The following is a 14253-nucleotide window of genomic DNA, read 5'->3' as shown; positions in this document are numbered from 1 at the left end:
GAAACCAACGATGCCGAGCATTTGCTCCCCCGGAACGCTCCACTATGGCGTGGGTACCTTCGAGAGACTCGGCGAGGAAGCCGCGAGATTCGGCAGCCGAGCGCTGCTGGTCGGCGACCGGACGATGGAGATGCTCGGCCTGATCGACCGCGCCCGCGTCCTGCTCGAGGACGCGGGGGTGGAGTGCTTGAGCTTCATCGACGTCGACGGGGAACCGGAGGATCGCCACGTGGAGGCGGCGCTGGCGATCGCCCGCGAATGCGACTGCCGGATGCTGGTCGGCCTCGGCGGTGGCAGCTGCATCGATGCGGCGAAGGCGGTGGCGCTGCTCGCCGCGAGCGGGGGCGATATCGCCGACTACCTCGACCCACGCGAGCATCCGGGGGCCGAGGCGCTGCCGCTGATCGCGGTACCGACCACCGCGGGCACGGGGTCGGAGGGCACCGACGTCACCGTGATCACCGACACCGGGCGCGGGATCAAGATGATGATCAAGCGCGCCGCACTGATGCCTGCTGTGGCGATCGTCGATCCCGAGCTCGCCCGTTCGGCGCCCGGCCCGGTGGTCGCTGCCACCGGGGTCGACGCTTTGACCCACGCGATCGAGGCCTATCTGTCGCGGCGCGCCCACCCTTATACCGACACCCTGGCACTGGCCGCCTGCGCACGAATCGGCCGCCATCTCGAACGCGCCTGGCGCGACCGTGAGGATCTCGATGCCTGGAGCGAGCTATCGCTCGGCGCGACCCAGGCCGGCCAGGCATTCTCCAACGCCTCGGTGGGACTGGTGCACGGCATGTCGCGCCCACTCGGTGCGCTGTTCCACGTCCCCCATGGCATCTCCAACGCCATGCTGCTGCCCGGGGTGCTCGAGTTCAGCCGTCGCGACTGCGCGCCTCGCCTGGCCGAGCTCGCCGCGGTGCTGCTACCCGGTGAATGCCCTCGAGACGTCGACACAGCGGCGGATGCCGTGGTCGCCTGGGTCAAGCGTCTATGTCTGCACCTCGAGATTCCCAACATGCAGCGCTACGGGATCGAGTGGCAAGCGCTCGCGCCGCGGCTCGACAAAATGGCCGAAGACGCGCTGGCGAGCGGCAGCCCCGGCAACAACCCGCGGATACCGAGCCACGCCGAGATCATGACCCTCTATCGGCACTGCTATGCCGACGACTTCGGCTAAGCGCGCCTGGCCACCCATTCCCTCACCACCGAATCGCAGCCGCCCGGGCGACATCGACCCAGGCTAGAGCACCACCGTGCGCCGCCCACTGAGGAATACCCGGCGCTCGAGGTGCTGCTTCACCGCGCGGGCCAGCGTCAGGCACTCGATATCGCGCCCCTTGCTGACCAGCTCCTCCGGATAGTGGGCGTGATCCACCGCTTCCACCCCTTGGGCGATGATCGGGCCCTCGTCGAGGTCGTCATTGATGTAGTGGGCAGTGGCGCCGACCAGCTTGACCCCTTTGGCGTAGGCCTGGTGATAGGGACGCGCGCCCTTGAAGCCGGGCAGCAGCGAGTGATGGATGTTGATCGCCCGGCCGTCGAGGCGCCGGCAGAGTTCGGCGGAGAGCACCTGCATGTAGCGAGCCAGGATGGTCAGCTCGGCACCGCTGCCCTCGATCACCTCGATCACCTTGCGCTCCTGGGCCGGCTTGCGCTCGGGATGATCGGCGCTGAGCGGGAAGTGGTGCCAGTCGATACCGTGGGCGCGGACCAGGGGTTCCAAGTCCGGATGGTTGGAGACCACCGCGCGAATGTCCATGTTGAGCGCGCCGGTGCGCTGGCGATAGAGCAGATCGTTGAGGCAGTGATCGGCCTTCGAGACCATGATCACCACCTTGGGCCTGTGGCCCGGCGGCACCAGCTCGAACTCCATCGCGAAGGGCGCCAGGCGGGCGGCGAGCGCGGCGCGGAACTCCTCCTGCGCCTCGACCTGCAGGTCGCAGAACTCGACGCGGATGAAGAAGCGCCGCTCGAGGCGATCGTCGAAGCTGTGATGCTCGGTGACGTAGCAGCCGCGCTCGAACAGAAAGCGGGTGACGACGTCGATGGTGCCGAGGCGGCTCGGCCCCTGCGCGGTGAGAATCCAACCATCGAAGGGGGTGGTCATGGGTATGCGCTCGCAGTCGGGCAGGTATCCAGTAAAACGACACCGGGCGAGTGGAAAGCCCGGCGACGGGTTCAGAAATCGATCAGCACGTCGCCACACGGGCGCGAGCAGCAGGAGAGGATGTAGCCCTCGGCCTCGTCCTCCTCGGTGATCCCGCCGTTGTGCTCCATCACCACCTCGCCCGACTGCTTCATCACCTTGCAGGTGCCGCAGATCCCCATTCCGCAGGCCTTGGGAATATGCAGCCCGAGCTTGGCGGCGGCGGCATGAACGGTCTCCTCCGGGGAGACCCGCACGCTCTTGCCCGCCCCAGCGAACTCGATCAGGTGCATCAGCGAGCGATCGGGCTCCGGCGCCTGCTCGGCCTGTTCGGCCTGCTCCACCGCATCGATGCGCGCATCGACCGGCGTCGCCTCGAACGACTCCTCGTGGTAGCGATTCATATCGAAGCCCTGCTCGACCAGCAGTGCGCGCACCGCCGCCATGTAGGGGGCAGGGCCGCAGCAGAAGATCTCGCGCTCGAGGAAGTCGGCGGCGATCAGCCTGAGCATCTCGAGACCGAGGAAGCCACGATAGCCGGCCCAGGGCTCGCCGAGGCCATGGCGCTCGCAGATCAGGTGCAGGGCGAAGTTGTCGATCCTCGAGGCCATGTGTTCGAGTTCGCGCTGGAAGATCACGTCGCGCGGCGAGCGAGCGCTGTGGACGAAGACCATGTCCACGGCGGCGTTGGTATCGAAGAACCAGCGCGACATCGACATCACCGGGGTGATCCCCACGCCGCCGGAGAGGAACAGCACCTTGTCGGCGGAAAAGTCGATGGCGTTGAACTGCCCGACCGGCCCGTGCACGGCGATCCGGTCGCCCTGGCGCAGATGGTCATGGAGCCAGTTGGAGACCCGCCCACCCGGCACCCGTTTGACGCTGATCGAGAAGCTGTAGGGCACCGACGGGGAGCTCGAGATGGTGTAGGAACGCATCACCTGCTCGTCGTCGATCGAGAGCTCGAGGGTGACGAACTGCCCCGGCTTAAAGAAGAACATGATCGGCTGGTCGGCCATGAAGCAGAAGGTGCGCACGTCCCAGGTTTCCTGGATGACCTTGACGCAGCGCACCAGGTGCCGGCCGTTGACCCAGGTCTGGGTGTTGACTGGATTGACGCTCAGCGGCGGATTTGACGAAGACGCGGCGGTATTGGTCATCAAGGAACTCCTGGCACGGCATCGAACGGCAGGGACGGTTACGTCCATGGCGCGATTGTGCGCCATGCCCGCAAGGCCTACTTATCCGTCGGCGACATCGTCTTGCTCATCGCGACCGCCCTCGCCGCACCGGCCCGGACGCGTCGGGGATGCATCCATGCATGTCGTCCATGGACAAGGATCGCCCCGTGCAGCGGCCCACACTCGGATCATCGACTCCCACCGCCAAGTGGACCCAAAAACAACTCAAGCGCTCGCATCAGGAGCAGACCATGATCCAGCCCCTCCCTATCCTCGACGATCCTCTCGCTACCGTGCGCCAGGCGGTGGGCCGGATGCTCGCCGAGCGCAACCCCTACTTCTCGCTGCCGCAGCCGCTCTACAACGATGAGCGCGTACACCAGCTGGACATCGAGCGGATCTTCTCCCAGGAGTGGCTGATCGCCGGGATGAGCTGCGAGATTCCGTCCAAGGGCAACTATCTGACCATCGAGGTCGGCGACAACCCAGTGCTGGTGGTGCGCGGCGTGAACGGCGCGATCCACGCTTTCCACAACGTCTGCCGGCATCGCGGTTCACGGCTCTGCCTGCACGAGCGCGGCAAGGTCGCCAAGCTGGTCTGCCCTTACCACCAGTGGACCTACGAACTCGACGGCCGGCTGCTGTTCGCGGGCACCGAGATGGGCGTGGACTTCTCGATGGCCGACTATGGACTCAAGACAGTGCACGTGCGCGAGGCCGGCGGCTTCGTGTTCGTCTCGCTCGCCGAGAGCCCGGTGTCGATCGACGACTTCTTCGCTACCCTCGAGCACTACATGGCCCCCTACGACATGGCCAACACCAAGGTGGCGGTGAAAAGCGAGATCATCGAGCAGGCCAACTGGAAGCTGGTGATCGAGAACAACCGCGAGTGCTATCACTGCAACGGCTCGCATCCGGAGCTTTTGAACACCCTGCTCGAATGGGACGACGTCACCGACCCGCGCGCGAGCGAGGCGTTCAAGCAGCACGTCGCCGCCTGTGCGATGCGCTGGGATGCCCAAGGCATCCCCCACGCGCACGCCTCGTTCGGGCTGCGCAACCGGATCGTCAGGATGCCGCTGACCGAGGGCGCGGTCTCGATGACCTTCGATGGCAAGCAGGGCTGCAACAAGCTGATGGGACGGATCACGGACCCCGACCTAGGCAGCATGCGCATCCTTCACCTGCCGCACTCGTGGAACCACTGCATGGGCGATCATCTGATCAACTTCACCGTCTGGCCGCTCTCGGCCCAGCGCACCAAGGTGATCACCAAGTGGATCGTGCACAAGGACGCGGTCGAGGGCGTCGACTACGACGTCACCCGGCTGCGCCAGGTATGGGATGCCACCAATGACCAGGACCGGCGGCTGGCCGAGGAGAACCAGCGCGGGATCAACTCGCTCGCCTACCAGCCGGGCCCCTACTCGAAGACCTACGAATTCGGCGTGATCGACTTCCTCGATTGGTACAGCGAGCGGATGCTCGCCCACCTCGGCATCGACGAGCTTTCACCGCAGCGCGCCGCCGCCGCGGTCTGAATCTCGACTCGGTCTCCTTCTTCCTCCACACCCCGTACGGCGACCATCGCCGTACGGGGTGCATCCGTTCGCGCTTCGCTTGAGAAAAAAATTCCCAGGCCCTTTCCTCGCAACGAAAACTAATTTAAAACTTAATCGCTTTTTTTCGGTCCCCACCTCTCACCGGGCAGCGATCGATATGCCGGACGGCAGCGGGGAACCCCGCTCGACGCCCAGGCGCTCCATCCAAACGACAACGGAAATAGAAAATACAATGAAGATCAACCAGGGAGTGTTCGCCGTCACCGCAGTCGGGGCGCTCCTTTACGCCGCCAGCGCCAGCGCCGAGATCACTCTGCTCGATCGCGGCAATGGCTCACCCGTGCTCAACAACCTCAAGCTCCAGGTCGGGGGCAGTATTCGTGCCCAGTATCGCAACAAGATGGGCGGCAGCGACGATGGCTCGTACATGCATCGCGGCTACGACGGCGGCACCCGCCTGCGTTTCACCGCGGAGTACTTCCTCAGCGACGATCTGCGCCTGCTCGGCTACTACGAGCCCGGCTTGGACATCTTCAATACCGTCGACTGGGATCGCCACTACGATCACGACAAGGACAACACCACCAGGCGGCAGCTCTACGTAGGGGTGGCGAGCAACACCTACGGCACGCTGACCTATGGCAAGCAAAACAGCGTCTTCTACAGCGTGATCGGCGAAAAGACCGACGTATGGGACAACGACATGCATGGCCAGGGGCCAGGCAACGGGGTCAATGGCGACTATGACGGCTCGTACCGGGCACGCGACCTGCTCAAGTACGTCAAGGACATCGGACCGGTCAAGCTCACCCTGGGCTGGACACTGCCGACCAACGACTACTATCTCGGTGGCGACGAGGCGAACCTTTTGCGCTACAAGCGCAAATCCGGCGGTGCGATCGGTGCCGATTACCGCGTCACCCCTGACCTGACCCTGAGCGCGGCCTACAGCTACACCCGCGCGGAGATCCGCCAGGGCGATGGCGATCCCACCGGATACGACCAGCAGATGAGCGGCACCGCCATACAGTGGAAGCCCGACAACTGGACCCTGTCTGCGATGGTGGGCGTCTACGAGGACTTCGTACCGCTGCGCGACAATCGCGTCCCGACCGACTATTTCGAGGGCACTGCACAGGGGTGGGAGTACTTCGCCGGCTACAAATTCCCGCTCGACATGCCGCTTTTGAAGAGCACCCAACCCTACGTCGCCGGAGACGGCATGCGCTGGGACAACTACCAGACCAACCATCAATACGTCGGTCTCGCCACCCAGCTGGCCTACGGATTCCGGGTCGATCTGGAGCGCACTTTCAGCAACACCTCCGATAATCAGCCGGATGAAAACTGGGTGCGCCTGCGCTACGACTTCTGATCATAGCCCGGCAAACCGAGCGGTGGCCCTTGGTGGCCACCGCTTCAGGTCGATGATCTTTTCCCCTCGTTTCGATCACAGAAAGACGGAATATCGCGAGCGGTCCAGGCGCGACTTTTCGCCGCACCCAAGCATATCGCCGCGATATCCCGCCGCACACCCAGGCCGAGTCATCGTCATCGAAACGCCCCTAGAGGGGCCGGCATCGTTGCGAAACGCTCAGAGACTCTCACCATAATCAGAGACTCTGACCATAAGAAGTTCCTGCCGCGCCCACCGTGCGGGCACCTTCATCTCTTTTACTTACACGTGGCGGATGCAATCCTCTGCGGTGCCGATTATTCTGAGCCGGGCTCTCACACATCCGATGTGTCCAAGCTTTGCTGCGCTCGGCTTATCATTCGGCCCCATCGCTCATCTGCACACGATCGCTGCCGCGAATCTCGATGCAAAAGTCGTGACTCGAAGGTGCAGAGGATGATGGCGGGACTACGATGTAATTTACGTTCCACTCGCGCGCGGATATCCATGGCAAGCGCTACTAGCTCGAAGCCGTTCGGCCGAACGACCCATCGCGATCCGCTGCTGCCCAGCCCGCGTCGTAGAAGCACCAAGCGCCGATGGCAATGGCTGAGCCTTCTGCTGCTCTGCATCCATGCCTACGCCGAGAATTCGACCTCCCCGCATGACCTGGTGCTGATCGCCAACCCTGGCTCACGCACGCCGATGTCGCTTTCGCGGGAGACCGCGCGCGCGATCTTCGCGATGCGCCAAAGATCGCTCGACGACAGCGGTGCCGCGATCGAGGTGTTCGTGCTGCCGGACTCGAGCCCCGTGCATTCACGATTCGCCAAGCAGGTGCTAGGCATCTATCCAAGCCAACTCAGGCTGGCCTGGGATCGAGGCGTCTATTCAGGTACGGGCCAAGCGCCCAACCAGGTCAACAGCCAAGCGCAGATGCTGGATCGCATCGCGAACACCACCAATGGGGTAGGTTACGTCGAAAGGGAGTGGGTCGATGAACGTGTCCGCGCAATACCGCTACGATAAGCGCCGCTGGCCCCGCCGCCTATCGTGCCTGCTGCCGCTGCTGTGCTATCAGGCGGATTCGTCGCTGGCCGCGGTGGACAACCTGCAGATCCATGGTTTCCTCAGCCAGACCCTGCTCTATACCGACCGCAACCACTTCTTCGGTGCCGACGGCAATCTCAGCGCTGACTATACTGAGCTTGGCTTGAACGCCTCGCTGCGACCCAGCTCCCGGATGCTGGTCGCGGCTCAGGTACTGGCGCGACGGGTCGGCGACAGCGCGAGCGACGGCGCTCCCAAGCTCGACTACGGGGTGATCGACTACCAGCCCTATACCAGCGCCAGCGCCAACGCGGGCTTCCAGATCGGTCGCGGAAAGCTGCCGCTGGGGATCTACAACCAGACCCGTGACGTCGCCTTCACTCGCCCCGGTATCCTGCTGCCGCAATCGATCTACTTCGACCGCACCCGCAACCTGGGACTCGCCGCCGACGGAGTGATGACCTACGTCGAAAGGCGGCTGAGCAACGGCACCTTGAGATTCAACCTCGGCGTCGGAGTGCCGCTCAAGGACGACGACGTCGAGCGTGCGCTGGGAATCCAGGGGCATCCGACGCGGATAGATACCAAGGCATCGATGATCAGCCAGCTACAGTATGAGCATGACGGCGGCAGGATAATCGCTGCGCTCAGCACCGCGCGGGTGAAGGCCGACATCGATGAGATGGGGGGCAGACGAACCGATGGCGAGTTCGACTTCCAACCGATCATATTCTCCGCCCAGTACAATGCCGAGCACTGGAACCTGACCATGGAGTACGCGCTGCGCAAGCGAGAGTTCTCCGGTTTGTCCAACCCGGCACTCAACTCGAAAGTGACCGGAGAGAGCGCTTATCTCCAGTACACGCGTTTGCTCAATGAAGATTGGCGATGGTTGCTACGCTACGATCTGGCGATCTCCGATAGGAACGACCGCTGGGGATACCGGCAATCCGAAGTATCCGGCTCGCCCGCCTACTCCGCCTATGCGCGGGACTGGACCACTGGGCTGCAGTGGTCGGTGAGCCCAAGGCTTTTGCTGGCCGCCGAGTATCACTATGTGACCGGCACCTTCTGGCTCACCGACAGGGACGACGCCAGCAAGCGATGGAACCTGTTACTGATGCAGATGACTCTGCGCTTTTGAACCAATGTGGAGGGTAGCCGCCAGGCGACCTCCTCCCTCCGCAGGCCCTGTTTCAGGCTACCGATTGATGCAAAAATCGACGCAGCACCATCTCCCCAGGCATTCGCCGACCCGCCCGCTGGTCAGCCTGAAGTGGCGCGCCATCGCGCTCACCAGCCTGATCCTGCTGTGTCTCGCGATACTGCTCACCTACCTGAGCCACTCGAGCTTCACGCGTCAGTTCGAGGAGCGCCGCCATGACTGGTACGACCATCAGCGCGGCGAGATCGAACTCGCGCTCAGACGCTCCTCGATCGAACTCGGCCGGCAGGCCAGCCTGCTCGCCGCGCTCTCGCCGCGCGACGAAGAGGGCGGCAGCACGCTGGACGGCCTGCAACGCAATCTCGAGGCGCAGTGGCCGACCATCCAGCTGACCCTCGACGCCCATCGCCTGGCGCTGTTCGATGCAAATGGGCGTCGCTATGCCGACTGGGGCCAGGAACCACAGAGCAATAGCGCCGACTGGCTGCAGGCCACTCTCTCCCGAGTGCTGGAAGAGGATGAGGTGGTCACCTCGATCCAGTGCGCCTCGAGCTGCCTGCAATATGCCTTCACGCCGATTTTGATCGGCGGTGAGAGCGCCGGCGTGCTGATGATCAACCGCTCGCTGGCCGATTTGACCCTGAGCGCCCAGCGCGCCACCAGCGACAACGTCTCGCTGATGATCGACGGCGGCATCCCAGTGCAGCAGGAAGAGCTTCGCTACATCCCATCCTGGAACGGCCACCTGCTGACGATCACCAATCTCGAGCAGACGCTGCCGGTGCTTGAGACCGCCTCCAGCCAAGTGAGCGTCAGGGAGCTGAACGCGGGCGCCAAACGGTTCAGCGATGGGGATCGCAGCTACGAGCTCTTCGCCATGCCGCTGAACGAGGGTGACAGCGAACAAGCGGTCGGGCATCTGCTGGTGCTCTCCGACATCACCGCGGAAGTGCGCTCGATCGCCGCCGATACCCACCGGCTGATAATCGTGATGGTCTTCGGTTGGCTGGTCGCGGAGGCGCTGCTGCTGGCGTTGCTGTGGCGCCCGATGCAACGGCTCAGGCGGCTCACCCAGGCGCTGCCGGCACTCGCCACGCGGGACTTCGCCCGGGTTCGCCGCGAGATCGCCCTGCCCCATGCCCGCTGGCCCGACGAGATCGACGTGCTCAACCATACGGCGCTATTGATCACCAATCGTCTCGCCAAGCTCGAACTCGACGTCGAGGCGCACAGCGCCGAACTCGCCGAGCGCATCAAGGAGCTCGGCCGTGAACGGGATTTCGTCAACCGTCTGCTCGATACCGCCGAGGTGCTGATCCTTTTGCAAAACGCCGATGGCAAGATCACCCGGGTCAACCGGCAGGCCGAGCAAGTCACCGGGATGGAAGCCGCGGCCTTGCTCGGGCGGGACTTCGCCCAGGTGTTCCTGCGCAGCCCCGAGGGCGGGGAGGAGATCGACGTTCATCCCCAGGAGGCGCTGCTCGAGCAGCCCGACCAGCCGCCCAGGGTGATCGCCTGGTACCACGCGCCGCTGCTCGACGATAGCAACCGGCCACAGGGCCAGATCTCGGTCGGCATCGACGTCACCGAGCGCAAGAGCGCCGAGCGCCGATTGGCCTGGCTGGCCAATCGCGACCCTTTGACCCAGCTCTACAACCGCCGCTATCTGGAACAGGCGCTGGATCGAATGATCGACCAGAACGGCAAAGGAGCGGTGCTGTTTCTCGACCTCGACCAATTCAAGGAGGTCAACGAGCTGAGCGGGCACAGCTCGGGAGACGAATTGCTCAAGCGGGTCGCCGCGGCACTGCGCTACGAGCTGGAAGGACAAGCGGTGATCGCCCGCCAGGGCGGAGATGAATTCGTACTGCTGGTAGAGGGCGCCGACGAAGCCAAGGCGGTTCAGATCGCTCGTCGCATCGAGCAGGCGCTGGGGGCGATCGAGTATTACGCCAACGGCCGCCGCCATCGCGCGATAGGCAGCATCGGTATCGCGCTCTATCCCCAGCATGGCGCCACCCCGGTGGAGCTCCTGGCCAGCGCCGACATGGCGATGTACCAGGCTAAGGAGAGCGTCCACCAGCGCTGGCACCTGCTCAGCGCGCTACAGGCCCCGAGGCTTGCACTGCAGCAGCGGGTAGATGGGATAGAGCGGCTGCGCCAGGCGCTGCGCGAGGAGCGCTTCGTACTCGAGCTGCAACCGATCGTCAGCCTGCGCGGCGGCTCGGTTCACCATTACGAGGCGCTGGTGCGGATGGTCGATGAGCAGGGCAGGCTGATCCAACCCGGAGGGTTCATCCCGATCGCCGAGCGCTGCGGGCTGATCACCGAGATCGACCAATGGGTGATGAGAGAGGGGCTGACCCTGCTCACGCGACTGAAGCCCTATGGCGTCCATCTGGCGATCAATCTCTCGGCCGCTTCGCTGCTCGACAACCGTCTGCTCGACAAGCTCGACGGGATGCTCGCGGCGAGCGGCGCGCCCGCCGATCGGCTGACCATCGAAATCACCGAAACCGTGGCGGTGACCGACATCGCCCAGGCCAGCCGGATAATGAACGGCATCCGCGCGCTGGGCTGCAAGACCGCGCTCGATGACTTCGGTGTCGGCTTCAGCAGCTTCCACCACCTGCGCCACCTGCCCACCGACGTGGTCAAGATCGACGGCAGCTTCATCCGCCAACTGGCGACCAGCCACGAGGATTGGCTGATCACCAAGGCGATCACCGAGACCGCACTGGCATTCGGCAAGCAGGTGGTCGCCGAGTGCGTCGAGGATGAAGAAACCCTGAGGCTGCTGGAAAAGATCGGCGTCACCCACGCCCAGGGCTTCTATCTCGGCCGACCGACGCAGGTGAGCCAGCTGCTCGCGCGCCTGGAGCCGCAGGTATGAAGCACTTACGCTAGCGATAAGTCACGCGCGATACCAGCCAGGGCGAATCGAATGAACCATCGAACATCCCAGCTGCGAGACGTTAGTCGTATTCTGGTCTTCACTCAGATTTCCCCACCCTCTCGGGCAGCTCTTTTCGTCTCCACCGTGCGAAAGCGAAGCCCGACCAACGAGAGATCCTCCCATGATCGCGATTGCCATCGGCGGTTTGCTCGAGCACTTCGAACTCAGCGTCGCCAACGACGAGCGAGAGCGCGATCAGGTCTTCGCACTGCGCCACCGGATATTTCGAGAGGAGCTGGGCTACTTCACCACCCCCCAGCCACAGCTGGGACTCGAGCAGGACGAGCACGACGACTATTCCATCCACTGCCTGCTGCGCGATCGCGCCAACGGCATGGCGGTGGGCTGCGTCAGGGTAGTGATGCCGGAAAACCACGCGCATCGGCTGCCGCTCGAAGCCCACTGGCCGTCGACGCCGGCCTGTGGCCCGCTGCATCCCTCGCGTTTCGAACCCTGGCAGGTGTGCGAGATTTCGCGCCTGGCGGTGGTGCGCGACTACCGCCTGAACGGCGACAAGAGCGCCGCTCTGCCGATGTCGATCGGCCTGCTGCTGTATCTGGCCGCGGGCGTGATGATCAAGAACTCGCACCGACCCTGTGCCTATGCAGTGATGGAGCCTTCCCTGCCACGCCTGCTCAAGCGCTTCGGCCTGCACTTCGCGCCCGCCGGCGAAGTCATCGAACTCTATGGCCGGCGCGGGTTCTATCTCAACAAGACCGCAGAGAGCACCGTCGATGGGCTGCGCAGCGATGCAGCGAGCCTCTATCGCCACCTGCTGCAGATGACGGCTCTGTCATCGCAGAAGCAGCTCCGAGCCGCCGTATCGGTAGCCTGCCCACTGAGCTGAACACCCACGGTATCGCCCGTTCGGGGCGATACCGCAGATTAATGACAAACCCTTTTTAGACCCAGCGACACTTTCGATCCTGGCGAGTCGAGAACCGTTTTCGCCCCAACGAGCCTATCGCTCGTTTAGATGCGAGGGGCGGACCCCTCGCGCTCCCCCTTTAGGGGGACGCGCCGCCACAAGATCGCGAAACCCTGGCCGATCAATCGATTGCCCTCGGGTCGGCGCGCATGGACGTCTGACCGCCATGGATGGCGGGAATGCGGAAAATGCAGGAGCAGTTTTTCCGCCCTGTCCGGGCGCGCCTTTTGCGACATCCATGTCGCAAATCCCGGTGCAATCGATTGCCGGCCAGCGCGCTCTTGGAGGCGGCTGGAAGCCATCGTGGCATCTTCAAATACTTTGTCAGCAGTCTGCGGTATCGCCCGTTCGGGGCGATACCGCTGCCTATTCACACCCTTACGCTTGCGAAGGTCGACTCGTTGCGGGCGCGGCTCAGCGCGGTGGTCGAAAGCGACTCGTCGCGGTTGGCCGACTCGAGATTGACCGGCAGCGTCAGCACCCGCACCGAAGTGGTGCCGACGCGCTCCTCCCGCGGGGGAATGCCGAAATACTCGCGATAGCACTTCGAGAAATGAGGCGTGGAGACGAAGCCACACACCGAGGCGACCTCGATGATCGACATCGAGGTCTGCTTGAGCAGCTGGCGCGCTCGGATCAGACGCAGCTTGAGGTAGTAACGCGACGGAGAGCAGTGCAGGTACTTCTGGAACAACCGCTCGAGCTGGCGTCGGGAGACGTCGACGTAGTGGGCCAGTTCGTCGAGGTCGATCGGCTCTTCGAGGTTGGCCTCCATCAGCGCGACGATTTCCTGCAGCTTGGGCTGGTGGGTGCCGAGCATGTGCTTGAGCGGCACCCGCTGGTGATCCTGCTCGTTGCGGATGCGCTCGTAGATGAACATCTCGGAGATCGCCGCGGCTAGCTCGCGCCCATGGGACTGCTGGATCAGCCGCAGCATCATGTCCATCGGCGCGGTGCCGCCGGAGGAGGTACAGCGGTCGCGATCGAGCGAGAACAGCCGGGTAGTCATCGCTACGCGCGGAAAGGCCTCCTGCATCGCGGCGAGGAACTCCCAGTGCACGCTGCAATCGTAGCCGTCCAGCAGCCCGGCGCGCGCCAGTGCCCAACTCCCCGTACACACAGCGCCAAGCATCCTGCCCTGGCGCGCCAGACTCTGCAGCCAGCCGATATGCTCGCGCCCGACGCTGGCGCGAATGTCGACCCCGCCGCAGACGATCACCATGTCGAGCGCGGGCGCGGCGTCGAAGGATAGATCCGGCGCCACCCGCACGCCGTCGCTGGCGCAGACCGGTGCACCATCGGGGCTCAGGGTGACCCAGCGATAGAGTTCACGCCCGGAGAGCTGGTTGGCCATGCGCAGCGGCTCGATCGCCGATGCCATGGAGATCAGGGTGAAATTGTCGAGCAACAGGAAGCCAACGCTGCGGGCTCGACAAATGGAGGAATCGGAGCCTTCGCTTGACTGGGACATGGAGTACTCCTCGTTGAAACACGATCCGACGGCGCCAACCCCCGCAAGGGCTGCCAGAGACGCCTGGAGTTTGGGTTGCAGGCCAATGGTGCCGGAACTCTCCCCGGCCTCCACGGGGGGCGGCATCGCCATGCGGCCCCCTTGCAATCCTCCATGCAAGATTCGCGCACCCAAACGCTGCCGCCGCCTCGAAAAATCGTCCGATAGATCGATTTCACCCTAGCAAACCGCTGCCCCACGCCGCATCCTTTGCATGAACCGCCCAATGCCTGCGTGTCGTTGAACGCAATCCCGATGTCGCTTGCCGACAAGGACGCCTACGGCAAGGGGCTATTGTGACCCATACGAGAACGGCCGCTGCGATCAGGCACCATCATCGAGCAGCGACCGCCGCG

Annotated in this window: 10 protein-coding genes; 7 read left to right on the top strand and 3 right to left on the bottom strand. The window is 64.0% G+C overall.

Annotated elements, in window-relative coordinates; genetic code table 11:
- Positions 1-10 precede the first annotated feature (10 nt).
- Positions 11-1180 carry an iron-containing alcohol dehydrogenase gene (locus tag Q376_RS0116335; RefSeq protein WP_027351217.1) on the top strand — a complete coding sequence of 390 codons (1170 nt, stop codon included), beginning with the start codon at positions 11-13 and terminating at the stop codon, positions 1178-1180.
- Between the two features lie 63 nt (positions 1181-1243).
- Here Q376_RS0116335 and Q376_RS0116330 read toward each other — a convergent pair whose 3' ends face one another.
- Positions 1244-2110 carry a formyltetrahydrofolate deformylase gene (locus Q376_RS0116330; RefSeq protein ID WP_027351216.1) on the bottom strand — a complete coding sequence of 289 codons (867 nt, stop codon included), beginning with the start codon at positions 2108-2110 and terminating at the stop codon, positions 1244-1246.
- 71 nt (positions 2111-2181) lie between these two features.
- Complete coding sequence (locus tag Q376_RS0116325) at positions 2182-3309, bottom strand: FAD-binding oxidoreductase (protein WP_027351215.1); 1128 nt, start codon at positions 3307-3309, stop codon at positions 2182-2184.
- A 272-nt stretch (positions 3310-3581) separates the two neighbouring features.
- Between Q376_RS0116325 and Q376_RS0116320 the strand changes: the two genes are divergently transcribed.
- The 6 genes from Q376_RS0116320 (at position 3582) to Q376_RS0116295 (ending at position 12306) form a co-directional block, all read left to right on the top strand.
- Positions 3582-4871, top strand: coding sequence for an aromatic ring-hydroxylating oxygenase subunit alpha (locus Q376_RS0116320; protein ID WP_027351214.1), 1290 nt, complete (start codon positions 3582-3584; stop codon positions 4869-4871).
- 253 nt (positions 4872-5124) lie between these two features.
- Entirely contained in the window at positions 5125-6267 is a 1143-nt protein-coding gene (locus tag Q376_RS0116315; RefSeq protein ID WP_027351213.1) for a porin, read from the top strand.
- A gap of 528 nt (positions 6268-6795) precedes the next feature.
- A complete protein-coding gene (locus Q376_RS0116310; protein WP_245598980.1) occupies positions 6796-7317 on the top strand; it encodes a hypothetical protein in 522 nt (173 codons plus the stop codon).
- Entirely contained in the window at positions 7286-8482 is a 1197-nt protein-coding gene (locus Q376_RS0116305) for a hypothetical protein (RefSeq protein WP_245598979.1), read from the top strand. Before Q376_RS0116310 ends, Q376_RS0116305 begins: the two co-directional genes overlap by 32 nt.
- A gap of 67 nt (positions 8483-8549) precedes the next feature.
- Positions 8550-11396 carry a bifunctional diguanylate cyclase/phosphodiesterase gene (locus tag Q376_RS0116300; RefSeq protein ID WP_052365431.1) on the top strand — a complete coding sequence of 949 codons (2847 nt, stop codon included), beginning with the start codon at positions 8550-8552 and terminating at the stop codon, positions 11394-11396.
- A 184-nt stretch (positions 11397-11580) separates the two neighbouring features.
- A complete protein-coding gene (locus Q376_RS0116295; protein WP_027351209.1) occupies positions 11581-12306 on the top strand; it encodes a PEP-CTERM/exosortase system-associated acyltransferase in 726 nt (241 codons plus the stop codon).
- Positions 12307-12757: 451 nt separating this feature from the next.
- Here Q376_RS0116295 and gbdR read toward each other — a convergent pair whose 3' ends face one another.
- On the bottom strand, positions 12758-13858 hold the full coding sequence (gbdR, locus tag Q376_RS0116290) for a choline metabolism transcriptional regulator GbdR (RefSeq protein WP_043448319.1): 1101 nt from the start codon (positions 13856-13858) through the stop codon (positions 12758-12760).
- Positions 13859-14253: the final 395 nt, after the last annotated feature.

The sequence above is a fragment of the Halotalea alkalilenta DSM 17697 genome, assembly GCF_000621205.1.
Taxonomy (GTDB): domain Bacteria; phylum Pseudomonadota; class Gammaproteobacteria; order Pseudomonadales; family Halomonadaceae; genus Halotalea; species Halotalea alkalilenta.
The sequence above is the reverse complement of the archived record's forward strand: the minus strand, read 5'-3'. Positions and strand labels throughout refer to the sequence as shown.